Source organism: Mesorhizobium sp. GbtcB19, from assembly GCF_019091085.1.
GTDB lineage: Bacteria > Pseudomonadota > Alphaproteobacteria > Rhizobiales > Rhizobiaceae > Mesorhizobium.
Genome location: NZ_JAGXJY010000008.1, coordinates 225,075 through 251,174 on the forward strand (window position 1 = coordinate 225,075; position 26,100 = coordinate 251,174).

General features: G+C 64.5%; 21 protein-coding genes. 12 read left to right on the forward strand and 9 right to left on the reverse strand.

Annotation, left to right across the window (positions count from 1 at the left end; translation table 11 throughout):
- The first annotated feature begins 25 nt into the window (after positions 1-25).
- The 6 genes from bamA (at position 26) to lpxB (ending at position 6,912) form a co-directional block, all read left to right on the forward strand.
- Positions 26-2,392, forward strand: coding sequence for an outer membrane protein assembly factor BamA (gene bamA / locus KVT37_RS16575; RefSeq protein WP_217574893.1), 2,367 nt, complete (start codon positions 26-28; stop codon positions 2,390-2,392).
- Positions 2,393-2,469: 77 nt separating this feature from the next.
- Complete coding sequence (lpxD, locus tag KVT37_RS16580) at positions 2,470-3,525, forward strand: UDP-3-O-(3-hydroxymyristoyl)glucosamine N-acyltransferase (protein ID WP_217574895.1); 1,056 nt, start codon at positions 2,470-2,472, stop codon at positions 3,523-3,525.
- A complete protein-coding gene (gene fabZ / locus KVT37_RS16585) occupies positions 3,518-3,979 on the forward strand; it encodes a 3-hydroxyacyl-ACP dehydratase FabZ (RefSeq protein ID WP_217574897.1) in 462 nt (153 codons plus the stop codon). The genes lpxD and fabZ overlap by 8 nt, the downstream gene beginning before the upstream one ends.
- A 15-nt stretch (positions 3,980-3,994) precedes the next feature.
- Positions 3,995-4,831, forward strand: coding sequence for an acyl-ACP--UDP-N-acetylglucosamine O-acyltransferase (gene lpxA, locus KVT37_RS16590; RefSeq protein ID WP_217574899.1), 837 nt, complete (start codon positions 3,995-3,997; stop codon positions 4,829-4,831).
- Positions 4,818-5,735: an LpxI family protein gene (locus tag KVT37_RS16595; protein WP_217574901.1), complete on the forward strand. Its 918-nt coding sequence runs from the start codon at positions 4,818-4,820 to the stop codon at positions 5,733-5,735. Before lpxA ends, KVT37_RS16595 begins: the two co-directional genes overlap by 14 nt.
- Positions 5,725-6,912 (forward strand): lipid-A-disaccharide synthase, encoded by a 1,188-nt coding sequence (gene lpxB, locus KVT37_RS16600; RefSeq protein WP_217574904.1) that lies wholly within the window; start codon positions 5,725-5,727, stop codon positions 6,910-6,912. The genes KVT37_RS16595 and lpxB overlap by 11 nt, the downstream gene beginning before the upstream one ends.
- A 46-nt stretch (positions 6,913-6,958) precedes the next feature.
- On the opposite strand, the gene gltA is transcribed toward lpxB, so the two are convergent.
- A complete protein-coding gene (gene gltA / locus KVT37_RS16605) occupies positions 6,959-8,287 on the reverse strand; it encodes a citrate synthase (RefSeq protein ID WP_127863930.1) in 1,329 nt (442 codons plus the stop codon).
- A 181-nt stretch (positions 8,288-8,468) separates the two neighbouring features.
- Entirely contained in the window at positions 8,469-9,893 is a 1,425-nt protein-coding gene (gltX, locus tag KVT37_RS16610) for a glutamate--tRNA ligase (RefSeq protein WP_217574905.1), read from the reverse strand.
- Positions 9,894-9,995: 102 nt separating this feature from the next.
- On the opposite strand from gltX, the gene KVT37_RS16615 reads away from it, so the two are divergent.
- Positions 9,996-12,464, forward strand: coding sequence for a ComEC/Rec2 family competence protein (locus KVT37_RS16615; RefSeq protein ID WP_217574907.1), 2,469 nt, complete (start codon positions 9,996-9,998; stop codon positions 12,462-12,464).
- On the opposite strand, the gene lexA is transcribed toward KVT37_RS16615, so the two are convergent.
- Positions 12,458-13,192, reverse strand: a complete 735-nt coding sequence (lexA, locus tag KVT37_RS16620) for a transcriptional repressor LexA (protein WP_217574909.1) — start codon at positions 13,190-13,192, stop codon at positions 12,458-12,460. The two genes, KVT37_RS16615 and lexA, sit on opposite strands and share 7 nt — an antisense overlap.
- Before the next feature lie 452 nt (positions 13,193-13,644).
- On the opposite strand from lexA, the gene kynU reads away from it, so the two are divergent.
- Positions 13,645-14,892 carry a kynureninase gene (gene kynU / locus KVT37_RS16625; RefSeq protein ID WP_217574911.1) on the forward strand — a complete coding sequence of 416 codons (1,248 nt, stop codon included), beginning with the start codon at positions 13,645-13,647 and terminating at the stop codon, positions 14,890-14,892.
- 9 nt (positions 14,893-14,901) lie between these two features.
- Here kynU and KVT37_RS16630 read toward each other — a convergent pair whose 3' ends face one another.
- Positions 14,902-16,527, reverse strand: a complete 1,626-nt coding sequence (locus tag KVT37_RS16630; RefSeq protein ID WP_217574913.1) for an AMP-binding protein — start codon at positions 16,525-16,527, stop codon at positions 14,902-14,904.
- A gap of 250 nt (positions 16,528-16,777) precedes the next feature.
- On the opposite strand from KVT37_RS16630, the gene KVT37_RS16635 reads away from it, so the two are divergent.
- Positions 16,778-17,608: an alpha/beta hydrolase gene (locus tag KVT37_RS16635; protein ID WP_254634062.1), complete on the forward strand. Its 831-nt coding sequence runs from the start codon at positions 16,778-16,780 to the stop codon at positions 17,606-17,608.
- Between the two features lie 21 nt (positions 17,609-17,629).
- On the opposite strand, the gene glp is transcribed toward KVT37_RS16635, so the two are convergent.
- From glp to KVT37_RS16660, 5 genes are read right to left on the reverse strand one after another with little or no spacing between them, the layout of a single operon-like run.
- Positions 17,630-18,835: a gephyrin-like molybdotransferase Glp gene (gene glp / locus KVT37_RS16640; protein ID WP_217574917.1), complete on the reverse strand. Its 1,206-nt coding sequence runs from the start codon at positions 18,833-18,835 to the stop codon at positions 17,630-17,632.
- Positions 18,835-19,314 carry a cyclic pyranopterin monophosphate synthase MoaC gene (gene moaC, locus KVT37_RS16645; RefSeq protein ID WP_217574919.1) on the reverse strand — a complete coding sequence of 160 codons (480 nt, stop codon included), beginning with the start codon at positions 19,312-19,314 and terminating at the stop codon, positions 18,835-18,837. The genes glp and moaC overlap by 1 nt, the downstream gene beginning before the upstream one ends.
- A 2-nt stretch (positions 19,315-19,316) precedes the next feature.
- A complete protein-coding gene (gene trpC / locus KVT37_RS16650; RefSeq protein WP_217574921.1) occupies positions 19,317-20,129 on the reverse strand; it encodes an indole-3-glycerol phosphate synthase TrpC in 813 nt (270 codons plus the stop codon).
- 4 nt (positions 20,130-20,133) lie between these two features.
- A complete protein-coding gene (gene trpD, locus KVT37_RS16655) occupies positions 20,134-21,144 on the reverse strand; it encodes an anthranilate phosphoribosyltransferase (RefSeq protein WP_217574923.1) in 1,011 nt (336 codons plus the stop codon).
- Positions 21,141-23,036, reverse strand: a complete 1,896-nt coding sequence (locus KVT37_RS16660; protein ID WP_217574925.1) for a peptidyl-prolyl cis-trans isomerase — start codon at positions 23,034-23,036, stop codon at positions 21,141-21,143. Before KVT37_RS16660 ends, trpD begins: the two co-directional genes overlap by 4 nt.
- Positions 23,037-23,179: 143 nt before the next feature.
- On the opposite strand from KVT37_RS16660, the gene tpiA reads away from it, so the two are divergent.
- The 3 genes from tpiA (at position 23,180) to KVT37_RS16675 (ending at position 25,968) form a co-directional block, all read left to right on the forward strand.
- The gene (tpiA, locus tag KVT37_RS16665) at positions 23,180-23,950 is read left to right on the forward strand and encodes a triose-phosphate isomerase (protein ID WP_217574927.1); all 771 of its coding nucleotides are present in this window, start codon (positions 23,180-23,182) and stop codon (positions 23,948-23,950) included.
- 147 nt (positions 23,951-24,097) lie between these two features.
- The gene (gene secG / locus KVT37_RS16670) at positions 24,098-24,619 is read left to right on the forward strand and encodes a preprotein translocase subunit SecG (RefSeq protein ID WP_217574929.1); all 522 of its coding nucleotides are present in this window, start codon (positions 24,098-24,100) and stop codon (positions 24,617-24,619) included.
- Between the two features lie 215 nt (positions 24,620-24,834).
- Positions 24,835-25,968 (forward strand): L,D-transpeptidase, encoded by a 1,134-nt coding sequence (locus tag KVT37_RS16675; protein WP_217574931.1) that lies wholly within the window; start codon positions 24,835-24,837, stop codon positions 25,966-25,968.
- The last annotated feature ends 132 nt before the right edge of the window (positions 25,969-26,100 follow it).

Genomic DNA, 26,100 nt, shown 5'->3' on the forward strand with positions numbered 1-26,100 from the left:
TACGAGAAAAAGGTACAAAAGCCCGATGAAGGCAGCATCCAAGTTTCTGAGCGCCGCGTCCGCGGCGGCTTTGTCCGCCGCTCTGGTCATGCCAGGCGCGCTCGCAGTGCAGTTCGCTGCAATTTCGGTGGCCGAGGCCGCGGTGATTTCGCGTGTCGAGGTCAGCGGCAACCAGCGCGTCGATGCCGAGACCATCCGCAATTATATTGCGATCAAGCCGGGCAAGCCTTTCTCCAGCGCCGATATCGACGATGCCGTCAAGGCGCTGTTCGGCACCGGCCTGTTCTCGGATGTTCAGATCAACCAGGTCGGTTCGAACCTGGTGGTCAAGGTTTCCGAGTACAAGGTCGTCAACCAGGTCCTGTTCCAGGGCAACAAGAAGATCAAGGACAACGCGCTTCAGATGGGTATCCAGCTGAAGCCGCGCGCGACCTTCTCGCAGCAGGCGCTGGACGCCGACGTCGAGGCGATCAAGACGGCCTACAAGCGTATCGGCCGCGACGACGCCGCCGTGACCACGCAGATCATGGACCTCGGCGACAACCGCGTGAACGTGGTCTTCAACATCAACGAAGGCGGCCGCACCCAGATCGCGGCGATCAACTTCGTCGGCAACCACGCCTATTCCAGCCGCCGCCTGTCGGATGTCATCAACACCAAGCGCTCGACGTGGCTGTCCTTCGTGCTGCGCGACGACGTCTATGATGAAGACAAGCTGCGCGCCGACCAGGAGCTGCTTCGCCGCTTCTACTACAATCACGGCTATGCCGACTTCCAGGTCGTCTCGGCCGTCGGCGAGCTTGACGACACCACCAACAAATACACGGTCACCATCACCGTGCAGGAAGGCGACCGCTACACGTTCGGCGACGTCAGCGTGGAAAGCACCATCCCCGAGGTCGACTCGAAGTCGCTGGATTCCGTGGTCGAGACCCACAAGGGCGATGTCTACAACGCCAAGGACGTCGAGGATTCGATCGTCGCCTTGACCGAGAAGGTCGCGGGTTCGGGCTATGCCTTCGCCCAGGTGACGCCGCGCGGCGACCGCAATTTCGAGAACCACACCATTTCGGTCGTTTACACCATCGACCAGGGCACCAAGGCCTATATCGAGCGCATCGAAATCCGCGGCAACGACCGCACGCGCGACTACGTCATCCGTCGCGAGTTCGATGTCAGCGAAGGCGATGCCTTCAACCAGGTTCTCATCCAGCGTGCGAAGAAGCGGCTGGAAAACCTTGATTACTTCCAGTCGGTCGACATTTCGACGGTTCCGGGCTCGGCGCCTGATCAGGTCGTGCTGGTCGTCACCGTGGTTGAGAAATCGACCGGCGAGTTCTCTGTCGGCGCCGGTTATTCGACCGGTGGCGATACGCCCGGGCCGTCCGTCGAGGGTTCCGTCACCGAGCGCAACTTCCTCGGTCGCGGCCAGTACATCAAGGTGTCGGCTGGCGGCGGCAAGAATTCGCGCGACTACGCGCTGTCCTTCACCGAGCCTTATTTCCTCGGCCGGCGCATCTCCGCAGGCTTCGATATCTACAAGTCGACCCGCGAGTACCACAACAGCTACGATAGCGACACGACCGGCGCGACGATCAGGTTCGGCCTGCCGATCACCGACAGCGTCACGACCCAACTGGCGTACAATATCTCTCAAGAAAAATACAAAGTGGACGACAATTGCGTTGACAGCAATGGCGTCTATGACCCGTCCAAGTGCAAAATCTCCACGGCAATCCTTGATGCCGTCAATGAAGGCGCTTGGGTGAAATCGTCGGTTAGCCTGGGTCTCGTCTACAACACCATCGACGACATGAAGAACCCCCATGAGGGTCTCTACATAACCGGCACGACTGAAGTCGCCGGCCTCGGTGGCGATGCCAAGTGGGTGAAGGTGACTGGCCGCGGAAGCGTCTATCACACCTTGTCCGAGCAATGGGACGTGGTCGGCCTTGTGTCGGGCGGCGCCGGCTATATTGCGGGCATCGGTAACGGCGGATTGCGCATTTTCGATCAGTTCCAAAGCAATGATCGCATGATCCGCGGCTTCGAATATGGCGGCATCGGCCCGGTTGATCCGGCTACCGGAGACCATCTCGGTGGCACGACCTATTTCAACGCCTCGGCCGAAGCCCAATTCCCGCTGCCGGCGATCCCGGAAAGCTTTGGCCTGCGTGGCGCCGTTTTTGCCGATGCGGCGACGCTCTACGGTTCCAAAATTACTTCGGTTGCGCAGGATTCGACCGCGATGGAGCTCCGCGCTTCGGTCGGTCTCGGCCTGATGTGGGCTTCGCCGTTCGGCCCGATCCGCATCGACTATGCGATCCCGGTCAAGAAGCAGCCGCATGACGACGTGCAGGAATTCAACTTCGGTATTGCGACCCGCTTCTAATTTCGTGGTCGTGAATTTCCGGGCCGGCTGACGGCCCGGAGTGGACTGATCCGACCCAGCTGGATATTGCTTCTGGAATGACCGATCCGGTGTTCTTCGCGCCTTCACGCCGGTACACGGCTGGCGAGGTCGCGAATCTGACCGGCGCCAGCCTGGCCGATTCCGCTCAGGCCGAGATTGCCATCGAGGCGCTGGCTCCGGCGAATGAGGGTGGCGATGGCGCGCTCGTCTTTGTCGACGGCAAGCGCAATTTCGCTTTGATGCCGTCGCTCAGGGCGGCGGCGGTCCTGTGTCCCGTCGATTTCGCCAGCAAGGCGCCGGCAGGCATGGCGGTGCTCATGCATCCCCGCCCGCAACAGGCTTTCGCTATGGTCGGACGTCTCCTGTTTCCGCAGGCCGCGACCCCGGGACCGATGACGGGAGAAACCGGCATCTCGGCGCATGCCTTTGTCGATCCATCCGCGCATATCGAGGACGGAGCGATAATCGAGGCGGGTGCCGTGATCGGTCCCGGCGCATCCATCGGCAGCGGTACGGTTGTTGCGCCTCACGCCGTTGTCGGCCGTTCCTGCCAGATCGGCCGCGACGGCTATATCGGTCCCGGCGCCAGCGTCCAATACGCGCTTCTCGGCAATCGCGTCATCATCCATGGCGGCGCGAGGATCGGCCAAGATGGTTTCGGCTTCGTCGGCGGTGCCAAGGGACCTGAACGCGTGCCGCAGATCGGCCGTGTCATCATCCAGGACGATGTCGAGATCGGCTCCAATTCCACTGTCGACCGCGGCGCGATGTCGGATACCGTCATCGGCCAGGGCACCAAGATCGACAATCTGGTGCAGATCGCCCACAATGTTCGCATCGGCCGCAATTGCATTATAGCCGGGCTTTCGGGTATTTCCGGTTCCGTTGTCGTCGGCGACAACGTCACGATGGGTGGCGGTGTCGGCCTCGCCGATCATTTGACCATCGGGCCAGGAGCCAAGCTTGCTGCGAGAAGCGGATTCATGAACAACGTGCCGGCAGGCGAGGTCTGGGGAGGTTACCCGGCGCAGCCGATGGCGGAAGCCATGCGCGAGATAGCGATGCTGCGCAAGATGGCCAGGACGCGCAAGCAAGGCGACGGAAATGGCTGATATGGTGGCAACGACACTCGAGGCGGTCGACATCATGGGGCTGATGAAGCTCCTGCCGCACCGCTATCCGTTCCTGCTGATCGATCGCATAGTCGACATCGACGGCGACGAGTCCGCGGTCGGCATCAAGAATGTGACCATCAACGAGCCGCATTTCCAGGGCCATTTTCCCCAGCAGCCGGTCATGCCCGGCGTGCTCATCATCGAGGCCATGGCTCAGACCGCTGGCGCGATCTGCATTCGCAGCCTCAACACGGAAAAGCCGTCGCTGGTTTATTTCATGACCATCGACAACGCGAAATTCCGCAGACCGGTGGTTCCGGGCGATCAGCTCAAGATCCACGTCAAGAAGATCAAGAAGCGCGGCAACCTGTTGAAATTCGCCTGCGAGGCGATGGTTGATGGCGCGAAAGCCGCCGAAGCCGAGGTTTCGGCCATGATGATTACCGACTGACGATTTGAAATGCTCATGAAACTCGCGACATCCATCCATCCTTCCTCGGTCGTCGAAGAAGGAGCCCGGCTCGGCGAAGGCGTCCGTATCGGACCCTTCTGCCATGTCAGCGCCGATGCAATCATTGGCGACCGCGTCGAGCTGGTCAGCCATGTGTCGGTGATGGGCGCAACGACCATCGGGGCCGGGACGAAGGTCTATCCGATGGCGACGCTCGGCGCGCCACCGCAGAACACCAAGCACAAGGGCGGCCGCACCACTTTGGTCATCGGCGCGAATTGCACCATTCGCGAAGGCGTCACCATGCATGTCGGCACCGATACCAGCCGTGGCGAGACGACTGTCGGCGACAACGGCAACTTCCTTGCCTATGCCCACATCGCCCATGATTGCGTCGTCGGCAAGAACGCTACCTTCGCCAATGGCGCGACGCTCGGCGGACACTGCGAGATCGGCGACAACGTCTATATCGGCGGCCTGAGCGCCGTTCACCAATTCGTGCGCGTCGGCGACAACGCCTTTCTTGGCGGCTGCTCGGCTTTTGTCGGGGATGTCATTCCCTATGCCATTGCCGTCGGCAACCGGGCCAGCCTGCGCGGTTTGAACATCATCGGGCTCAAGCGCTCCGGCCTGCCGCGTTCCGAAATCTACCTGCTGCGCAAGGCTTACAGGGCGATCTTCGATCGTTCCCGCACGGTCGGCGAGAATGTGGAACTCGCCAAGGCCGAATTCGCCGGTTCGCCGACGGCCATGAAGATCATCGATTTCATCACCAGTCGCGGCAAGCGGCATTTCGCCGTCCCATCGCTCAAGGGTGGCGACGACGATGACAATGGCGATGACGAGGGCTGAGTCCGCGACGCCGGGGCTTTCACTCGCGCCGGGCGCAAAAGTCGGCATCGTTGCCGGTGGCGGAAGCCTGCCCGTCGAAGTCGCCGACGGCCTGGTAAAGCATGGCTTTGTGCCCTTCATCATCATTGCCGAGGGTGAGGTCGACCGCGAGGCGGACTTCGCAGTCTACGACCGGGAAAAACTCGCTCTCGAAGATATCGGGCTGCTGCTTCCCCTGCTGAAGCGCCGGGGCATCACGCATCTGGTCCTGGCCGGCGAGATCAAGCGCAGGCCGCGGCTGAGCAAGATAAAGCCGACATTTGGTCTGCTGGCGATAATTCCCTTGGTGGTCAGAGCCTTGCGGCGCGGCGACGATGGCTTGCTGAAGGTGTTGACCCGCGGCCTCGAAACACGTGGAATCAAGGTCGTCGGCGCGCATGAAGTCGTGCCGGAACTGACGGCCAGCGAAGGCGTGTTGACGGCGACCGAGCCAAACCAGTCGGATTGGCGCGACATTGAGGCGGCGCGCAAGGCGGCCAACGCCATCGGCGCGCTCGATATCGGCCAGGCGGCGATTGCGATCGGAGGTCGGGCCGTCGCGCTGGAAGGCATAGAGGGTACCGCCGGGCTGCTCGACAGAACGCGCGAATTGCGCGGCCATGGTAGGCTGGCCGGCAAGGCGCGCGGCGTGCTGGTCAAATGCGCCAAGCCGGGCCAGGAATTGCGGGCCGACTTGCCCTCAATCGGCCCGCAGACGGTCGAAGCGGCCCACGCGGCGGGGCTTGCCGGCATAGCCGTCGAGGCCGGACGCTCGCTCATCCTGGAAGGGCCGGTCACGCTGGCGCGCGCCAACGCGCTTGGCCTGTTCATCGTCGGCCTACCCGCAATGGAGCAGGGCAATGGGGAGCCGGCTAATGGCCGCTGACAAGCCGCTCAAGCTCGCGATCGTGGCCGGCGAAGAATCCGGCGATCTGCTTGGCGCAGACATCGTGCGGGCGCTTGAGCGCACGACCGGCCGCAAGGTTCAACTGGTCGGCATCGGCGGCAGGCATCTGCAGCAACTAGGGCTGACGCCGCTCTTCGACGGCAGCGAGATCGCATTGATGGGCTTCAGCGCGGTGCTGCGCGACCTGCCGCGGCTGATGCGCCGTATCAGCCAGACGGCGGCGACGATCGCCGCGGAGCGGCCCGACTGCCTCGTCACCATCGACAGTCCGGATTTTTCGCTGCGCGTCGCCAAGAAGGTCCGCGCCGCGGCACCGGCCATTCCGATCGTCCACTATGTCTGCCCGAGCGTATGGGCCTGGCGGCCGGGTAGGGCGGTGGCGATGAAGCCCTATGTCGATCACATCCTGTGCATCCTGCCGTTCGAGGTGAAGGCGCTTGCACGCCTCGGCGGACCGCCCGGCACCTATGTCGGCCACCGGCTGACGCAGGATCCTGGCGTGCTAGCCGCCGCCAGGGCGCAAAGCCAGCCGCGCGACCTCGCCGACGACCGGGTCAAGACGGTGCTGGTGCTGCCGGGCTCGCGCCGCGGCGAGGTCCGCCGGCTGACAGAACCCTTCGGCAGGGCGATGTCGGCGCTGCGCCAGCGCGGCCATCGCCTGCGCCTGCTTTTGCCGACGGTGCCGCATGTCGCCGAGCTGGTGAAGGCATCGGTCGCGAGCTGGGACGACAAGCCGGAAATCATCACCGATCCGGAGCGCAAATGGCAGGCCTTCGGCAAGGCCGATGCGGCATTGATCGCTTCGGGAACGGTGTCGCTCGAGCTGGCGCTGGCCGGCGTTCCGATGGTTTCCTGCTATAAGCTCGACCCGATCGCGCGCCAGCTTCTGCAGCATCTTGTGACGACATGGTCGGCGCTGCTGCCCAATTTGATTTCCGATCGCACGTTGGTGCCGGAGTTCTACGACCAGTATGTCCGGCCGGAAAACCTTGCCAGGCAGCTGGAAGCCCTGTTTGCCGACACCGGCATGCGCGCCTGGCAAAAGGCCGGCTTTGCCGAGATCGCCCGCCGCATGGCGACCGAGCGGCCCTCCGGCGAGATCGCCGCCGAGGTGGTGATGGGGTGTGTCAGGAAGGCAGTAGGCAGTAGGCAGTAGGCAGTAGGCTCTTGTTCCCTACTGCCTATTGCCTACTCACTATTCCCTATCTTTTTGCAATCGGCACGTAATCGCGTTCCGTGGCGCCGGTGTAGAGCTGGCGCGGACGGCCGATCTTCTGGTGCGGATCCTCGATCATTTCCTTCCACTGGGCAATCCAGCCGACGGTGCGGGCAACTGCGAACAGCACGGTGAACATGGTGGTGGGGAAGCCCAGCGCCTTCAGCGTGATGCCCGAATAGAAGTCGACGTTCGGATAGAGCTTCTTTTCGATGAAGTAGGCGTCGGTCAGCGCGATCTTCTCCAGCTCCATCGCGATGTCGAGCAGCGGGTCGTCCTTGATGCCGAGCTCGCCCAGCACCTCATGCGCGGTCTTCTGCATGATCTTGGCGCGCGGATCGTAGTTCTTGTAGACGCGATGTCCAAAACCCATCAGCCGGAACGGATCGTTCTTGTCCTTGGCGCGGGCGATGAACTCCGGAATGTGATCGACATGGCCGATCTCACCCAGCATGTTGAGCGCCGCTTCGTTGGCGCCGCCATGCGCCGGGCCCCACAGGCAGGCGATGCCGGCGGCGATGCAAGCGAAGGGATTGGCGCCCGACGAGCCGGCAAGGCGAACGGTCGAGGTCGAGGCGTTCTGCTCGTGGTCGGCGTGCAGGATGAAGATGCGCTCCATCGCGCGTGCCAGCACCGGATTGATCTTGTATTCCTCGCACGGCACCGCGAAACACATGTGCAGGAAGTTGGCGGCGAAGTTCAGCTCGTTCTTCGGATAAATGAAGGGCTGGCCGATGTGGTATTTGTAGGCCATCGCCGCGATCGTCGGCATCTTGGCGATCAGGCGCATCGAGGCGACCATGCGCTGGTACGGGTCCGAGATGTCGGTCGAGTCGTGATAGAACGCCGACAGCGCCCCAACCACGCCGCACATGACGGCCATCGGATGCGCGTCGCGGCGGAAACCGGTGAAGAAGCGCGACATCTGCTCATGCACCATGGTGTGGCGGGTCACGCGGTAGTCGAAATCCTCCTTCTGCGCCTTGGTCGGCAATTCGCCGTAGAGCAGCAGGTAGCAGACCTCGAGGAAGTCGCCATGTTCGGCGAGCTGGTCGATCGGATAGCCGCGGTGCAGCAGGATGCCGGCGTCGCCGTCGATGAAGGTGATCGCCGACTCGCAGCTCGCGGTGGACGTGAAGCCCGGATCATAGGTGAAGGCGCCGGTCGTGCTGTAGAGCGCGCCGATGTCGATGACGTCTGGTCCGGTCGAGCCGCTTCGCACCTTGAATTCGTGCGTCTTGCCGGCGAGTTCGAGCCTGGCGGTCGACCCTTGCGCCTTGCTGCCGGGTTCCAGTTTTGTCGCAGCTTCGCTCATTCTCAAACTCCTTTTGTATCCTCATGCCGGCAAGGCAATTCCTGCAAACGGCACGTCGAAGTCACCGGAATGCGCGAACTCGCCACCGCATTTTAGGAGGTGCGTGCCAGATTGGGCCAAGGCCTAATGTTGCACTGCGAAACGCACCTTTCAATGCCAATCTTTTTGGGCCAGTTCGCTCCTAATCGATTTGATCTCCAATCCGCGCCAGGCTCTCCTGGCGACCCAGCACGGCAAGCACGTCGAACACGCCGGGCGAGGTGCTGCGGCCGGTCAGCGCGGCGCGCAGCGGTTGGGCCACGGCGCCGAGCTTGTGCCCGCCGGCCTGCGCGAACTCGCGGATCGAAGCCTCCGCCGAGGCGGCGTTCCACTCGCCCTGGACGGAGGACAATGCGCCATGCGCGCCGCGCAAAATCGCGCGCGCATCCGCGCTGAGCAGGCCCGCCGCCTTCTCGTCGAGCGGCAATGGCCGCTCGGCGAACAGGAACGCCGCGCCGTCGACCAGCTCGACCAGGGTCTTTGCCCGCTCCTTGAGGCCGGGCATGGCGGCGAGCAGTTGCGCCTTGCGCCTGTCGTCGAGCTTCGCGCCAAGCGCCGGGCCGCCTTCGAGATAGGGCAGGGTGGCGACGAAGATGTCGAACAGCGCCTGGTCATCCATCTTGCGCATATGGACGCCGTTCAGCGCCTCGAGCTTGGCGAAATCGAAGCGGGCCGCGCCCTTGTTGACGTCGCCGATGTCGAACCAGGCGACCATGTCAGTGATCGACATCACCTCGTCGTCGCCATGGCTCCAACCGAGCCGCGCCAGATAGTTGAGCAGCGCCTCCGGCAGATAGCCCATGGCGCGATAGGCCTCGACGCCGAGCGCGCCATGCCGCTTCGACAGCTTGGCGCCGTCGGCGCCGTGGATCAGCGGGATGTGCGACATCGACGGCACGTCCCAACCCATGGCGTTGTAGATCACCGTCTGGCGCGCGGCATTGGTCAGGTGGTCGTCGCCGCGGATGATGTGGGTGACGCCCATATCGTGGTCGTCGACGACGACGGCATGCATATAGGTCGGGTTGCCGTCCGAGCGCAGGATGATGAAGTCGTCGAGATCCTTGTTCGGGAAGCGCACCTCGCCCTGCACGCGGTCCTGCACGACCGTCTCGCCCTCGGTCGGCGCCTTGATGCGGATCGCGCCCTTGACGCCTGCCGGAGCCTCGGAGGGATCGCGGTCGCGCCACTGGCCGTTGTAACGCGGCGGCAGGCCCTTGGCGCGGGCTGCCTCGCGCATGGCATCGAGTTCCGCTGGCGTCTCGTAAGCGTAGTAGGCCTTACCCAGGCGCACGAGCTCCTCGGCCACCTCGCGATGACGCGGAGCGCGCTCGAACTGCGATACGGCATCTCCATCCCAGGAGAGGCCGAGCCAGGTCAGCCCGTCGAGAATGGCGGCCGTGGCGGCTTCGGTGGAGCGCTCGCGATCGGTATCCTCGATGCGCAGCAGCATGGTGCCGCTTGTGTGCTTGGCATAGAGCCAGTTGAACAACGCCGTGCGCGCCCCGCCGATATGCAGGTAGCCGGTGGGCGAGGGGGCAAAACGGGTGACGACCTTGTCGGACATGAAACTCTCGGAAAGCACTAAGAAGAAGACCCGATAGCGCGGACTTCCGCGCGTTCGGCGTTCATGTACCATAGGGGGTCTGGGGCGCAAGGGGCAGACCCGATGGCTGGACGTGGCCGGGGCGCGGAAGAGGGCGAGGGAACGATAGCTGGCGTCAGCGAACGCCTGATGTTTGCCCATGCCGAGCCCACCGAGGAAGCGCCGTTTACGCTTCCAGAACTCCGCCCACCAGCCGAGCTTCCGCAGCCCGATGGCCGTGCGCTACAGCCAGCCCCGCCTACAACCATCGTCGACCGGATCCGCAAACAGCTCGGCCGCGTTTCGCTTCCTGCGCTGCGCCGGAGCGTTGCGGTCGCCGCTGCCACCGAGCTCGACCGTGGCATCGGCTTCCTTTTGGTGCCGGTCTTCCTGGCCGCCGGCGTCATCTATTACTTCTCGCTGAGCACCGAGCCCGATCTCTACAGGCCGCTCGCGGCGGTGGCTCTGATGGCTGTCTGCGCGGCGGTCTCGCGTTCCTGGCAGAGAACGCATCTTGTCTTCATGGCGACGCTTTTCTGCGCGCTCGGCTTTCTCGCGGCCAAGGTCGAGACCTGGCGGATGGCGACGCCGATGCTGGGCTCCGAAATCCAGACCCGGCTGACCGGCCGCCTCGTCACCGCTGAGGCGATGGCCAATGGTCGTGTGCGGCTGACCATAGATCTCATCTCCACGGAACATCCGACTCTGCGTTATGCGCCGGACCGCGTCAGGGTTTCGGCGCGCAGAATTCCGCCCGGCATGACGGCCGGGTCGATGCTGACCGGCTATGTCAAGCTGCTGCCGCCGACCGGCCCGGTTCGGCCGGACAGCTACGACTTTTCCTTCGACAGCTATTTTGCCGGCATCGGCGGCAGCGGCTTTTTCCTGGGCGACCCGAAGCTGATTGCTCCGTCTTCGACGGCGCCGACGGGAGCGCCCTTCGGCGCGCGCATCGCATCGGCCGTGGAAAACGCGCGCGAAGGCATCGCCGACCACATCAGGACCACCATCGGCGGTTCCGAAGGCGAGATCGCGGCGGCGCTGATCGTCGGCGTGCGCGCCGGCATTCCGGAAGAGATCAACGAGTCGATGCGGCGCACCGGCATCTATCACATCATCTCGATCTCCGGCCTGCACATGGCGCTGGTCGCCGGCACGATCATGGTCCTGCTGCGCGGCGCCTTTGCGCTGTTTCCGGATTTCTCGTCGCGCCGGCCGGTGAAGAAATATGCCGCGGCGATCGCGCTGGCCTCGATCGCCGCCTACCTCGTCATTTCCGGCATCGTGGTGGCGGCCGAGCGGAGCTTCATCATGCTCGCCGTGATGCTGGTCGCCGTGCTCTTCGACCGCGCGGCGCTGACGATGCGCAACCTGGCGATCTCGGCTATCGCCGTCATCCTCGTCTCGCCGCACGAAGTCGTCGGCCCGAGCTTCCAGATGTCGTTCGCGGCCACCGCCGCCTTGGTCGGCGCCTATGCCGGCTTTGCCGACTATCGCGCCGGCAAAGCGACCACGCCGCCGGCAAAGCGCTCGTTCCTCGGCTTCTTGTCGCGAAAACTGGCGGTCGGCGTGGGTGGCGCCGCCGTAACCTCGCTCATCGCGGGCAGCGCTACATTGCTGTTTGCGATCTGGCACTTCCAGCGCGTGTCGCCGCTCAGCCTGCTGGCCAATCTGGCGGTGATGCCGATCGTCTCGCTGATCGTCATGCCGTTCGCCGTGTTGAGCGCGCTGGCCATGCCGTTCGGCTTCGACGGCCCGTTCCTCTATGTGATGGGCAAGGGCCTGACGGCGATGATCGCCATCTCGGCGTGGATTTCCGAGCGTTCGCCGGTCGATGCCGTGGGGCTGATCTCGATCCAGTCGGTGCTGCTGGCGACAATCGCGCTGGTCATTGCGACCATGGCCACCACCTGGCTCAGATTGGCAGCCGTGCCGTTCGCTCTCGCGGCGCTGCTCGCCATTCCGCACGTGCGTACGCCGGATGTACTGATCTCGGAGGACGCCCATCTGGTAGCGATGCCGATCGGCGGCGGCGAGCTTGCCATCAATCGCGAACGCTCCAACGAGTTCACCACCGACAATTGGAAGCGGGCGCTGAAGGCCGAGGACATCGTGCCGCCCGAGATGTTCGCCAAGGACGCCCTCGATATCGCAGATCCCGTCGACCTGCCGCCCGGATCGCCCTTCTACTGCACCGGCGACCTCTGCATCGGCCGGCACCCTTCCGGCGCGATCGTCGCGCTCGCCGAAAACCGCGAGAGCGCCCGGCCGGCCTGCGGCTTTGCCGACCTCATCGTCATCAACGACGCCACGGCCTACAATCCCTGCCGAGATGCGCGCGTGCTTGTGGTCACCAAGCGCCAGTTGGCGCGTGACGGCAGTGCCGCCGTCTTCTTCGACACACAATCGGCGACCGCGCGCGCAGCCATCCAATATGCTGTCGAAAAGCCGTACCGGCCTTGGCACGAGCAGCGCAAATACACTCGAGAGGCGAGGGGGCTGCCGCCTTATGAAAAGCCTGAGAGAGCCAAGTCCTCTCAGTCGTCTCAGTAGCGGCGGATGAGCCCGACGAGCTTGCCTTGCACCTTGACTCGATCCGGTCCGAAGATGCGGGTCTCGTAGGCCGGGTTGGCGGCCTCCAGCGCGATCGAGGCGCCCTTGCGGCGGAAGCGCTTGAGCGTCGCTTCCTCATCGTCGACCAGCGCCACCACGATCTCGCCCGGGCTTGCGGTGTTGGCGTTGCGGATGATGACGGTGTCGCCGTCGAAGATACCGGCCTCGATCATCGAGTCGCCCTTGACCTCCAGCGCATAATGCTCGCCGCCCATGATCATATCCGGCGGCACCGAGATCGAATGCGTCTGGTGCTGGATGGCGTCGATCGGCACACCGGCGGCGATGCGGCCCATCACCGGAATGGATACGGCCGAGACAGCGTCGTCATCATTGCTGGGCGTCGGCGTGCGCGAGAGCGCCGCCGGCTTGACCTGGCGACCGAGATTGCCCTGGCCGCCCTGGATGACGCTCGGCGAGAACTTCTTCGCGGCATTCAGGCCAGGCGCAATCGAGTCAGGCAGCCGCAGGACTTCCAATGCGCGCGCCCGGTTGGGCAGCCGGCGAATGAAGCCGCGTTCTTCCAGAGCCGTGATCAGCCGATGGATGCCGGATTTCGAGGCAAGGTCGAGCGCCTCCTTCATCTCGTCGAAGGATGGAGGAATCCCGCTCTCCTTGAGGCGTTCATGAATGAACATCAGGAGTTCATGTTGTTTGCGCGTCAGCATTGGCGGCCCCCATGGGTTCTGAAACCAGAATCAGAAAAACAAACCCAGAACAAACACTATCTGTTCCAGTTGTGTTCCGCAACCGTTTAAAGTTTAATGAATTTCTTAAGGTCGCCGAAACAATGTTGCGCCCGATAACGCTCCGGCCGCCATCCGCTGGGTGGTGTCATTGATTCTGCTCGAATTTGCAGTCCTGCTTAAGCTGAAATGAGAGCCGACGCCATCACGAAGGGGTGGGGTGGCACCACGTCGCTCGTTCCATGAGCGTGCCGCACCGTGAACGAAACGAACCCAAAATGCCAACATTGGCGATGATTCCGATCCTCGGTCTTTGCCGTCTATGGACCAGCTAACACAGGACAGAAGGTTCTTGCCGTGTCGTGGACGGTGGTGAGACAACCGCCCTCGGCTGGCCGTGAGCGGCACCGGGTCGAAATGGAGGCGGTAGCAGAATGAGGGGAATTCCTGATCTCGTTGAAGTCGAGGCGATGGACGCCGCGGATCCGCTGCGCGCTCTGCGCGATCGCTTCGTTCTTCCGGAAGGCGTGATTTACCTCGACGGCAATTCGCTGGGCGCTGCTTCGGTCAATGTCTTCAACGAGATCGAGAAGTCAGCGAAGCAGGAATGGGCGCAGGATCTGATCCGTGCCTGGAACACCGCCGGCTGGTTCGACATGCCGGTCAAGCTGGGCGACCGGCTCGGGCGTCTGGTCGGCGCCGCGCCCGGGCAGACCGTGGTGTGCGATACGACCTCGATCAACATCTACAAGGTCCTGCATGCGGCGCTAGCGATGCGGCCAGAACGGTCGGTGATCGTTGCCGAGGGCGACAGCTTTCCGACCGACCTCTACATGGCGGAAGGGGTGGCCTCGACGCGGCCCGGCACGGTGCTGCGGCTCGAAGGCGTCGATGCGCCGACGATCGAGAAGCTGATCGACGACCGTGTCGCAGTCATCCTGGTCAACCACGTCAACTACAAGTCCGGCCGGCTGCGCGACATGGCGGCGCTGACGCGCAAGGCCCATGACGCCGGGGCGCTGATCGTCTGGGACCTCTGCCACACGGCCGGCGCCTTGTCGGTGGATCTCGACGGCTCGAATGCCGATTTCGCCATCGGCTGCACGTACAAATATCTCAATGGCGGGCCGGGCGCGCCGGCCTTCATCTATGCCGCGACCCGCCACCATGGCGACATTCGCCAGCCGCTCAGCGGCTGGTGGGGCCATGCCAGGCCGTTCGCGTTCGAGCAGGGTTATGCCGCCGGCTCAGGCATCCGGCGGTTCCTGTGCGGAACGCAGCCGGTGCTGTCGATGCGGGCGCTGAAAGGTTCGCTGGATCTCTGGGCCGAAGTCGACATGACGGCGGTGCGCGAGAAGAGCGTCGCGTTGACGGATCTGTTCATCCGGCTTGTCGAAGCCAGATGCGGCGCGTTCGGCCTCGAATTGGAAAGCCCGCGCAACGGCGCCGAACGCGGCAGCCAGGTGTCGTTCGCGCATCCGCATGGCTACCAGGTGATGCGCGCCTTGATCGAGCGCGGCGTGATCGGCGATTTCCGCGCGCCTTCGACCGTTCGTTTCGGCTTCACGCCGCTCTATGTCGGCTACCGGGATGTCTGGGACGCCGTCGAGGTGCTGGAAGACATCCTGCGCACCGGGGCCTGGCAGGATGCCCGCTATGCGGTAAAGGAGGCCGTCACCTGAAGCGGGCGCTCAATGAGGCTTTTCGGCGCGCAGGCGGAAGCGCTGGATTTTGCCTGTCTGGGTTTTCGGCAGGGCGTCGATGAACTTGACCGATCGCGGGTACTTATAAGGCGCGATCGTCGCCTTGACGTGATCCTGCAGGCGCTTGACGGTCATGGCATCCGCCGCCGCGCCCGGCACCAACACGACATGCGCCTCGACGATCTGGCCGCGTTCGGTGTCCTCGGCGCCGATGACGGCGCATTCCGCGACATCGGGATGCGACAGCAGTGCTGCTTCCACCTCTGGTCCGGCGATATTGTAGCCGGCGCTGACGATCATGTCGTCGGAGCGGGCGGCGAAATGGAAGAAGCCGTCCTCGTCCTGCACGAAAGTGTCGCCGGTCAGGTTCCAGCCGTCCCGGACATAGTCCTTCTGGCGGCTGTCGGCCATGTAGCGGCAGCCCGTCGGTCCGCGCACCGCCAGCCTGCCGGTCGCGCCGCGCGGCAACTCGCGCATCTCGCCGTCGACGATGCGCGCTTCGTAGCCGCCCACCGGCTTGCCGGTCGAAGCCGGCTTCCTGTCGTCGAAGCGGTTGGAGATGAAGATGTGCAGCATCTCGGTGGCGCCGATGCCGTCCAGGATCGGCTTGCCGGTCTTTCGCGTCCATTCCTCGAAGACAGGGGCGGGCAGTGTCTCGCCGGCCGAAACGGCAACGCGCAGCGACGAAAGGTCCGCGCCTTCGTCCATGGCCTTCAGCATCGCCCTGTAGGCGGTGGGCGCCGTGAAGGAGATGGTCGCCCTGTAGGTCTCGATAATGGCTATCATATTGGGCGGCGTCGCCTGTTCCAGCAGCGTCGCGGCAGCGCCGAAGCGCAGCGGAAAGATGGCGAGCCCGCCGAGGCCGAAGGTGAAGGCGAGCGGCGGCGAGCCGACAAAAATGTCGTCGGGCGTTACCTGGAGAATCTCGCGGGCATAGGCGTCGGCGATGATCATCAGGTCGCGATGGAAATGCATGGTCGCCTTCGGCACCCCGGTCGTTCCCGACGTGAAGCCAAGAAGAGCCACGTCGTCGCGACCGGTTTCGACCGCCTTGAAAGTGACTGATTTGTCGAGCGCGGCACGATCGAGCTCCGCATCATGGTTGGCGGTACCGTCGAAGCCGATGACCTGTTTGAGGAAGACGCTGTCCTTGGCGCAGGCCGTCATCTCGTCCATCAGCCTGGTGTCGCAAAGCGCGACACCGATTTCCGCCTTGTCGACGATCTTGGCGAGTTCGCCGGCGCGCAGCATCGGCATGGTGTTGACGACGACCGCTCCGACCTTGGTGGCGGCCAGCCAGCAGGCGACCATGGCGGGGTTGTTCGCCGAACGGATCAGCACCCGGTTGCCCGGCTTCACACCATAGTTTTCGACCAGCGCATGGGCGAGCCTGTTCGTCCAGTCGGACAATTCCTTGTACGTGCGGCGACGGCCATTGCCGATCAGCGCGGTGCGATCGCCGAAACCTTTTTCGACCAGCCTGTCGGTGAGTTCGACCCCGGCGTTGAGACGCTCGGGATAGTCGAACCCGTCGAGGAGAAAATCCGGCCACTGCTCCGGCGGCGGCAGATTATCGCGGGTGAACGTGTCGCTATGCGCTGAGGGTCCAAGCATGTTGCCGCAATCCTCCCTGCTTTCCGGGAGGTTTGCCGCCATCCGGCCATAGCCTTTCGCGCGACGCCACCTGAGGGGCGAGCGGTGCAGGCTTAGGTCGTTCAGCAGACCTCCCATTGTCGGCTGTTCGTCAGGTAGGATCGCACTGCGCCAAATTTGTTTCAAGCCTAAAATGTTTTCACGCCGGAGCATTGACGTTGTCTCTTCGGCCGGCCATTGCTGGTCGACCTGTGTGTCTTGGGAGGGGCTCTTGGTCGCACATCGCATCGCGGATTGGGACAATGCCTACGCCAACGGCGCGAATATCGCCGGCGGCGATCGATGGCCGGCGGCCTGGGACGGCCCGGCTCAGGCATTTCGCGAGAAACTGTTGGTAGAGGGCAGGGCCCGGCTCGACATCGCCTATGGCGAGGCGCCGCGCAACCGGTTCGATCTCTTTCTCCCGCCTGCCGCGCCGAAGGGGCTCGTGGTGTTCATCCACGGCGGCTACTGGATGGAGTCACACAAGAACTCCTGGTCGCATCTGGCCGGTGGCGCCGTCGGTCGCGGCTTTGCCGTTGCCATGCCCTCTTACACGCAGTGCCCGCAGACCAGAATCGGCGGCATCGTCGCAGAAGTCGCGGCCGCGATCGGCAAGGCGGCGGCCATGGTCGATGGCCCGCTGATGCTGACCGGGCACTCGGCGGGCGGACATCTTGCCAGCCGCATGGTGACCGCGACCTCGCCGCTGGCGTCCGATGTGGCGCGGCGCATACGCCAGGTCGTTTCGATTTCGGGCCTGCACGACCTTCGGCCGCTCATGTCCACCGCGCTGAACGAGACCCTGAACATCGATGAGCGGGAAGCGTTGAGCGAAAGCCCGGCGCTGCTGCGGCCCGTGCAGGGAGCCCGCATCACCTGCTGGGCCGGCGGCGGCGAGCGTTCGGAATTTCTTCGTCAGAGCGCGCTGCTCGCCAACATCTGGATAGGGCTGGGCGCCGCCACCGATACAGTGGTCGAGCCGGACCGGCACCATTTCAACGTTGTCGATGGCCTCGCCGATCCGGATCATCCTCTGACCCGCAGGCTGGTCGACGAATAGTTTACGACTAAGCCGACCGTATCAGCGCAGCATCAGCACGCTGCATTCGGCGCCGGCCTCCGCCGCCGGCGCGAAGGGCTGGCGCACGATCAGCCCATTGGCGTCGGCCAGCATTCTGAGCATCGAGGAGTCCTGGATACCGAAGGGGGTCGCGACCAGCGTGCCTGCGTCCTCGCGCACGACGGCGCGCACATAGTCCTGCCTGAGATCGTTGGCCTGCATCGCGGTTCCCAGCCGGGCCGTTCGCACGTCCTGCTTGAGGTCTCGGCCGCCGAGCCGGGCAAGCAATGGCTTCAGGAACAGCTGAGAGCAGACGATGCTCGCCACCGGATTGCCGGGCAGGCCGATGCAGCGGACATTGCCAAGCCGGCCAAACATCAGCGGTTTGCCGGGGCGCATGGCGATCTTCCAGAAATCGAGCGCCATGCCTTCGCCGGTGAGCACGTCATGGATCAGGTCGTGATCGCCGACCGAAGCGCCGCCGAGCGTGACGATGACGTCGGCGCTCGCTTCGACCGCTTTCCTGACCAGCGCGGCGATCGCCTCCTTGCGGTCGGCGGCGATGCCGAGATCGAGCGCGAGCGCACCGACGGATTGCGCGGCGGCGGCGACGCCATAGGCGTTGGAGGAAATGATCTGGTCGGGGCCAAGCGCGCTGCCCGGCGGCAGCAATTCGTCACCGGTGGCGATGATCGCGACCAGCGGCCGACGCACGACATTGAGGCTCGGATGGTTGGCCGAGGCTGCCAGCGAGAGCGCTGCGGCATCGAGCACGCGCCCCTTTTCGAGCAGCACGTCGCCCTGGCCGAAGTCGAGCCCGCGGCGGCGGATATTGCGTCCCTGTGCGGTCGGCTCCGTCACTTCGATCTGGCGGTTGCCCAGGTCGCGGACGTTTTCCTGGATGACGATTGTATCGGCGCCTTCGGGCACCGGCGCGCCGGTGAAGATGCGCACGGCCTGGCCTTCCCCAACGGCTCCGGAGAAGCCGCGCCCGGCAGGCGCCATGCCGACGACCTCGAGTTGCGCCGGCACTGAGGCAACATCAGTGGAACGCGCGGCATAACCGTCCATCGCCGAGGCGTTGAAGGGCGGCTGCGTGCGCAGCGCCACAACCGGCTCCGCCAGGACCCGCCCGGCCGCTTCGGCCAGCGGAACGCTTTCACCGGGCAAAGGTGCTGCGCCGTCGAGCAGGCGTTCGAGCGCTTCGGCGACCGGAACCAACGCCATCAGGCACTCACCTTGTAGTCGCCGGATTTGCCGCCGGCCTTCTCGACCAGCCTTATCCCGGAAATCACCATGCCGCGATCCACGGCCTTGGCCATGTCGTAGATGGTGAGGCAAGCGACGGAAGCCGCGGTCAGCGCCTCCATCTCCACGCCGGTCTTGCCGGTGACGCGGGCGAGCGCGGTGACCTTGAGGCCGGGCAGCGTGCGGTCCGGCTCGATCTCGACGGCGACCTTGGTCAGAAGCAGCGGATGGCAAAGCGGGATGAGTTCATGCGTCTTCTTCGCCGCCATGATCCCGGCAATGCGGGCGGTGCCCAGCACGTCGCCTTTCTTGGCGTCGCCGGCGAGGATCATCTCCAGCGTTTCAGGCTGCATCGAGACGAAGCCCTCGGCGATCGCCGTGCGGGTCGTCTCGGCCTTGTCGCCGACATCGACCATGTTGGCTTCGCCCTTGGCGCCGAGATGGGTGAGGGCAGGCATTCTCAAACGGCCTCGGCCGCCGCCTTGCCCGTCAGCAGAAGCTCGGTCGCGGCAGCCACATCCGCCTGCCGCATCAGGCTCTCGCCGACGAGGAAGGTGCCGATCCTGCTTTTCTCCAGCCGGCGGCAATCCTGATGCGTGAAGATGCCGCTTTCGCTGACCAGCAGCCGGTCCGCCGGCACCATGGCCGCCAGACGCTCCGAAACATCGAGGCTGGTCTCGAAGGTTCTCAGATCGCGATTGTTGATGCCGATCAGGCGCGACGACAAGGTAAGCGCGCGCTGCATTTCCTTCTCGTCATGCACCTCGACCAGCGCGTCCATGCCAAGCTCGAAGGCGGTCGCTTCCAATTCGCTGGCCAGCGCGTCGTCGACGCTTGCCATGATGATCAGGATCGCGTCGGCGCCCCACGCGCGCGCTTCGTAGACCTGGTAGGTGTCGAAAAGGAAATCCTTGCGCAGAGCCGGCAGGCGCACGGCTGCGCGCGCGGCCGTCAGGAATTCCGGCGCGCCCTGGAAGGATGGCGCGTCGGTCAGCACCGAAAGGCAGGCCGCGCCGCCCTTCTGATAGGCCCTGGCGAGCGCCGGCGGATCGAAATCGGCGCGGATCAGGCCCTTGGAAGGGCTCGCCTTCTTGATCTCGGCGATCAGTGCGAAGCCGCCGGCCCGGCGCTTGGCCTCGAGCGCGGCGAGAAAGCCGCGCGGCGCGTCGGCGTCCCTGGCCTTCGCCTTGAGGTCGGCGAGCGGCACGCTGAGCTTCGCCGCGGCGATCTCTTCGCGCTTGTAGGCTTCGATCTTGCGCAGGATGTCCGACAAAGCCTTATCCGTTCGAAATCTCGACCAGTCTGTCCAGAACGCCAAGCGCGCGGCCGCTGTCGATCGCTTGCGTCGCCGCGGCGATGCCGTCGGCAAGCGTCGTTACCTTGCCGGCCACGACCAGCCCGGCGCCGGCATTCATCAGCACCGTGTCGCGATAAGCACCGGCGGCGCCACCCAGCATATCGCGCAGTTCCTTGGCATTGTAGGCCGCGTCACCGCCGCGCAGCTCTTCCTTGGTGTGCCGCTTCAAGCCAACGGCTTCCGGCGTCAAGGTGAAGCTGCGGATCTCGCCGCCGGCAAGCTCCGCCACCTGGGTCTCGCCCGTGGTGGTGATCTCGTCATAGCCGTCGCCATGGACGACCCAGGCGTGATCGGCGCCTAGCGCCTTCAGCGTCTCGGCCACCGGCATGATCCACTCCGGCAGGAAGACGCCGACCATCTGGCGACTGACGCCGGCTGGGTTCGACAGCGGTCCGAGCAGGTTGAAGATGGTGCGCGTGCCGAGCTCGACGCGGGTCGGTCCGACATGCTTCATCGCCGGATGATGCGCCGGCGCGAACATGAAGCCGACGCCGGCCTCGTGGATGCAGCGGCCGATCATTTCGGGCGAGATGTCTATTTTGACGCCCAGCGCCGTCAGCACGTCGGCCGATCCGGTCAGCGAAGACAGACCGCGATTGCCGTGCTTGGCGACCGGCACCCCGGCGGCGGCGATGACGAAGGCCGAAGCCGTCGATATGTTGACCGAGTGCGAATTGTCGCCGCCGGTGCCGACGATGTCGATGGCACCGTGCGGCGCCTCGACGCGCAGCATCTTGGCGCGCATCGTGGCGACCGCGCCGGATATCTCGCCGACCGTCTCGCCGCGCACGCGCAGCGCCATCAGGAAGCCGCCGATCTGGCCGGGCGTCGCATCGCCAGACATGATGATGTCGAAGGCCTCGCGGGCTTCCTCGAAAGACAACGCGGTGCCTGTGGCAACCTTGGCGATATGTGTCTTCAGCGCGCTCATCGTGTCTGTGCTTGCGAAACGGCGTTCGGATCGACGCGGACGTTATATTGCGACTGCAACTGCGCCACCAACTGGTCGAGCAGGTCGTCGGACATGCCGGCGCCGAACGATTTCTGCGCCTCGTCCGGCACGGCGCTGCCGTCGGCGCCCGCCGGCTCGAAGACCTCGGCGACCTTGAACAGGATCTGGCCGTCACCGGTCGGCGAGGGGATCAAGCCGGTGCCGCCTTCGCCGACGCCGAACATGGCCGCGGCGCCTTCCTTGCCGAAATCGGCATCGTCGGCTTCGCGCTTCAGGCCGCGCTTGGTCTGTTTCTCGAGCTTGAGCTCGCCGGCGATGACGTCGAGCGTGGTGCCGGCCTTGAGACGCTTCTCCAGCTCCTCAGCCTTCGCGTCAAGCCGCTTGTCGGTCTCGGCTTCCGTCCAGTCGGCCGCTACCTTTTTGCGGACTTCTTCCAGCGTGCGGTCGCGCGCCGGCGTGATCGACTGCACCTCGTAGAAGACAAAGCCATTGTCCGTAGTGGTCAGGCCTTCATTTTCGGTATTGGGCTCGGCCGCGAACACCGACTTGATCAGATCCGCCGATTCCGGCAGGTCGTTGACCACAGTGCCGTCCGGCCGCAGGCCGGTGCGGTCGATGGCGTCGATGGTGACGACCTTGAGCTTCAACTTGTCGGCGGCCTGGGCGAGCGAGGCGCCCGAAGCGCGGGTGTCCTCGTAGCTGTCATGCACGTCGAGCAGGATGCGGCTTGCCTCGCCGAGCGCAAGATCCTTGCGGATCTGGCCGGACACTTCCGAAAGCGGCTTCACGACCTGCGGCTTGATCTCGGTGACGCGCAGGAGCACAGGCCCGAAGGCGCCCTGGACAACCGGGCTCACCTCATTGGCATTGAGCGAGAAGGCCGCGTCGGCGACCGCCTTGTCGGCGATCTTGTCCTTGGCCAGTGTGCCGAGCAGCGTGTCGGCCTGCGTCTTGCCTTCGGCGGTGACGAGCTTGTCGAAGGTGGCGCCCGCCTTCAGCGAATCGTAGGCTGCCTTGGCCGCATCCGGCGTCTTGAACACCAGCTGCTCGATGGTGCGGGTCTCGGGCGTGGTGTAGCGGGCGACATTCTTCTTGTAGTCGTCGCTGACCTGGCTGTCGGTCACCGCGGACGGATCCATGATGTCCTGCGGCTCCAGCCGGACATAGGAGAACTTGCGGTACTCAGGCGCCGCGTAGTTCTTCTTGTTGGCGTCGAAATAGGTGTTGAGGGCGCTGTCGGACGGCGCCTCGATCGGCTGCACCAGCGTCTTGGGCAGCACCAGATAGTCGATCGTGCGATCCTCGCCGCGATAGAGCGAAACAGCCTTGAGGAAGGTCTGCGGCACCTTGAGGCCGTCGGAGATCGCCTCGACGATCTGCTGGCGCACGGCAACCTGTGAGCGGTTCTTGAGATAGTCCTCCGGCCGCATGCCGAGCTGGTGCAGCAGATACTCGAAGGTCCGGCGATCGAACTGGCCGCCTGGACCCTTGAACGCCGGATCCTCGCGCGTCAGTTCGGCCAGCCGGTCCTTGGAGAGGCCGAGCCCGAGCTTGCGCGCCTGTTCGTCAAGCACGGCGCCCGATACGAGTTGCGACAGCACCTGGTTGTCGACACCGAGCAGCTTGGCCTGTTCCTGGGTGACTCGCTGGCCATATTGCTGGGACAGCATGCTGACCTGGCGATCATAAGCGAGGCGGTACTCGTTGATCGAGACCTCCGTGCCGCCGGCGGTGATCACCGGGTGGTGGCCGCCCAGCATGCCCCCCACCATGCGGGTGGTGGCGCCCCAGGCGAGGAAACTCACCACCAGCAAGGACAGCAACGCCTTCGCGACCCAGGTACCCGCCGCGCTTCTCAATATACCAAGCATGCATACTTCCGATTTATGCGCATTTTCGCATGCGCCGAGTCTGAAACAAGCGCAATAGCGCCCTTCCGGTCCACTGTCGATTGCTTTGTGACCTGATTTTGGTAGTGAGGGCGCTGCTTAATGTCGCTCGGAGAATGCGTCCCATGACCCCTGGAATCCGCCCGCTTGTTGCCGGCAACTGGAAAATGAACGGCACCAGCGCCTCTCTCGCCGAACTGCGGTCGATCGGCAACGGCTTCATGAGCGGGCTCGATGCCGAGACCGAGGCGGTGATGTGTGTGCCGGCGACTTTGCTCCAGCGCGCCGCCGAGATCCTGTCGCGCACGCCGGTCAGGGCCGGCGGCGAGGATTGCCATTCCAAGGAGAGCGGCGCCTTCACCGGCGAGATTTCGGCCGAGATGCTCAAGGACGCCGGCGCGAGCCATGTCATTGTCGGCCATTCCGAGCGCCGCGAACTGTTCGGCGAGGACGATGCGACGGTCCACGCCAAGGCCTCCGCCGCCTGGCGGGCAGGGCTGGTTGCCATCATCTGCATCGGCGAAACGCGCGCCGAGCGGGAAGCCGGCGCGACGCTCGACATCCTGTCGCGGCAGCTCGAAGGCTCGGTTCCCAAAAGCGCAACGGCAGCGAACACCATTATTGCTTATGAGCCGGTCTGGGCCATCGGCACCGGCCTGACCCCGACGGCCGCCGATGTCGCCGAAGCCCACGCGCATATCCGCGGCAGGCTGACCGGCTTGCTCGGCGATGCCGCGGCCAAGATGCGCATTCTTTACGGCGGTTCGGTCAAACCTTCCAACGCCGTGGAACTGCTCGGCGTCGACAATGTCGACGGCGCGCTGGTCGGCGGCGCCAGCCTGAAGGCGGCCGACTTCCTGGCCATCGCGGAAGCTTACATGAACATCGCTTCCTAGGCTCATGCGGCATAAATCGTTGTAATGGCCGCATTGCTTCCCATATTCCCGGCCACGGGCTTGGAAATGCCGCCAAAGCATTGTAAGGAGCCGCCTCCAAAACACCGGTCGTATGCGCGCTCGCGCAAGGCCTCGCCAGGATAAATTATGGAAACCGTACTGATCGTCATTCACCTCATGGTCGTGCTCGCCCTTGTCGGCGTGGTGCTGCTGCAGCGCTCCGAAGGCGGCGGCCTGGGCATCGGCGGCGGTTCCGGTTTCATGACGGCGCGCGGCGCCGCCAACGCGCTGACCCGCGCCACCGCGATCCTGGCGGCTGCGTTCTTCGTGACGTCGCTGGCGCTGTCGATCATTGCCCGCTACGGCGAAAAGCCGATCGATATCCTTGATCGCCCGGCGACGTCGAGCCAGGGCAGCGGCGTGCTCAACCAACTGCCGGGTTCCAATGGACCGGTGGGCACCTCCAAGCCGGCGGTGCCGGCGGGCGGCACGGCTCCCGCGGTTCCGTCGGGCGGCACGACGACCACCACGCCGCTTGCCAACGGCACCACCGCTCCGGCTCCGGCTACGACGCCCGCTCCGGCCGCGCCGGCGCCGGCGAATCCGGCCACGCCGCCGGCAACCAACGGCGTCACCTTGCCGGTCACCCCGCAGGTTCCGAACCAGTAGCCGGCCAAGCACCGGGCCGCGATCTGTTGTTCTTTGAACACAGTCGCGGCAAATGCGCGTCCCATCACGAAGATTCAACTGGGCGTGGCGCCTGCCTCAGCTTGAGGCGGTGACGGCTAATCGATTATAGATTGCGCGCGGCACTTTATCGGCGTCCTTGGGGGACGCCGGGCGACGCCGTGGGCAACTTGCTTTTGAACAATCGGATCTTCGCCATGCAGCTTCGCAGCTTCATCCTTCTGGGATTCTGTGCCGTCCTCGGCATGGGTTCCGCGGCCTTTGCCGGACCGGCAACCCTGGCCACTTCCCCGTCGGTCGAGACAACCGACGCCATTCCCGTCGTCGCCACCAAGAGCGACGCATCGCAGCTGAAGCTTCTCAAGAAGAAGAAAAACCCGACCTCGGCGGAGCTTGCGCAGATCAGCAAGCTCGAGTCCAAGATCGCGGCCGACAAGGAAGCCGTCAAGGAAAAGGCACTCGAAGCTCGCAAGCTGGCGATGCGCGAGGCGGCCAAGGCCAAGGCGGATGCGGCACGCCAGGAATGGCTCGCCAAGAAGGGCGGCAGCGCCACTTCGACTGAAGTCGCAGACGCCAAGCCGGCCAAGAAGACCACCAAGATTATCGCGCCGCTGGAGCCTGTCGCGCCGATCGTTCCGGTCAAGGCCGAGGAGCCGATCCCGGCGGAGGCGATGAACGTCGCCGCCACCGGCAATGACGGTGAATTGCGCAGCGAGCAGCCCGGCCAGAGGCAGGCGAGCAGCGGCGGCCTGTTCGATGGCCTGTTCGGTGGCGGCGCACAGTCGACATCGATCAACTATCTGCCGGAGACCCGCGCGCTCGATTCGGCGCTGGCCAGGAAGGACGCCAAGCGGCCCTTCAAGGTGAAGCCGGAATTCGTGCCGCAGGACGTTGCCTTCTCCGGCTATGAGCCGGGCACCATCGTCATCGATACCAGCGCCCGTCGCCTCTACCTCGTCGAGAGCTTCTCGACGGCGCGGCGTTACGCCATCGCGGTCGGCCGCGAAGGCCTGCAGTTCAAGGGCACGGTGGCGGTCGGCGACAAGCAGGAATGGCCGCGCTGGATCCCGACGCTCGACATGCAGAAGCGCGAGCCGAAGCATTACGGCCAGTATAAGGACGGCATGAACGGCGGCGGCGAAAATCCGCTCGGCGCGCGCGCCATCTATCTCTATGACGGCAAGAAGGACACGCATCTGCGCATCCATGGCACGATTGCGCCGCAGTCGATCGGAACCAGCGCCTCCAATGGCTGCTTCCGCATGATCAACGAGCACGTCATGGACCTCTACAGCCGTGTCAGGATCGGCACCAAGGTCGTTATCATCTAACGCCTTGCATCAAACTGCCGAAAGGGCCGGCACCGCCGGCCCTTTTGTTTTGAATAGTGAAAACGCCGATCACCGGCACCGGCGCCATTTTGGGAAAAAGCCTTCGCGGCGGTTTTTTCTCTGGCGGAATCA

Coding starts and splice junctions, on each gene's coding strand:
- tpiA (WP_217574927.1), top strand. CDS start 23,180: ATGACCCCTGGAATCCGCCCGCTTGTTGCCGGCAACTGGAAAATGAAC.
- KVT37_RS16630 (WP_217574913.1), bottom strand. CDS start 16,527: ATGCTTGGACCCTCAGCGCATAGCGACACGTTCACCCGCGATAATCTG.
- fabZ (WP_217574897.1), top strand. CDS start 3,518: ATGGCTGATATGGTGGCAACGACACTCGAGGCGGTCGACATCATGGGG.
- lpxA (WP_217574899.1), top strand. CDS start 3,995: ATGAAACTCGCGACATCCATCCATCCTTCCTCGGTCGTCGAAGAAGGA.
- trpD (WP_217574923.1), bottom strand. CDS start 21,144: ATGAGCGCGCTGAAGACACATATCGCCAAGGTTGCCACAGGCACCGCG.
- KVT37_RS16615 (WP_217574907.1), top strand. CDS start 9,996: ATGGCTGGACGTGGCCGGGGCGCGGAAGAGGGCGAGGGAACGATAGCT.
- glp (WP_217574917.1), bottom strand. CDS start 18,835: ATGGCGTTGGTTCCGGTCGCCGAAGCGCTCGAACGCCTGCTCGACGGC.
- KVT37_RS16675 (WP_217574931.1), top strand. CDS start 24,835: ATGCAGCTTCGCAGCTTCATCCTTCTGGGATTCTGTGCCGTCCTCGGC.
- KVT37_RS16595 (WP_217574901.1), top strand. CDS start 4,818: ATGACGAGGGCTGAGTCCGCGACGCCGGGGCTTTCACTCGCGCCGGGC.
- kynU (WP_217574911.1), top strand. CDS start 13,645: ATGAGGGGAATTCCTGATCTCGTTGAAGTCGAGGCGATGGACGCCGCG.
- secG (WP_217574929.1), top strand. CDS start 24,098: ATGGAAACCGTACTGATCGTCATTCACCTCATGGTCGTGCTCGCCCTT.
- KVT37_RS16660 (WP_217574925.1), bottom strand. CDS start 23,036: ATGCTTGGTATATTGAGAAGCGCGGCGGGTACCTGGGTCGCGAAGGCG.
- lpxB (WP_217574904.1), top strand. CDS start 5,725: ATGGCCGCTGACAAGCCGCTCAAGCTCGCGATCGTGGCCGGCGAAGAA.
- gltA (WP_127863930.1), bottom strand. CDS start 8,287: ATGAGCGAAGCTGCGACAAAACTGGAACCCGGCAGCAAGGCGCAAGGG.
- lpxD (WP_217574895.1), top strand. CDS start 2,470: ATGACCGATCCGGTGTTCTTCGCGCCTTCACGCCGGTACACGGCTGGC.
- gltX (WP_217574905.1), bottom strand. CDS start 9,893: ATGTCCGACAAGGTCGTCACCCGTTTTGCCCCCTCGCCCACCGGCTAC.
- moaC (WP_217574919.1), bottom strand. CDS start 19,314: ATGCCTGCCCTCACCCATCTCGGCGCCAAGGGCGAAGCCAACATGGTC.
- bamA (WP_217574893.1), top strand. CDS start 26: ATGAAGGCAGCATCCAAGTTTCTGAGCGCCGCGTCCGCGGCGGCTTTG.
- lexA (WP_217574909.1), bottom strand. CDS start 13,192: ATGCTGACGCGCAAACAACATGAACTCCTGATGTTCATTCATGAACGC.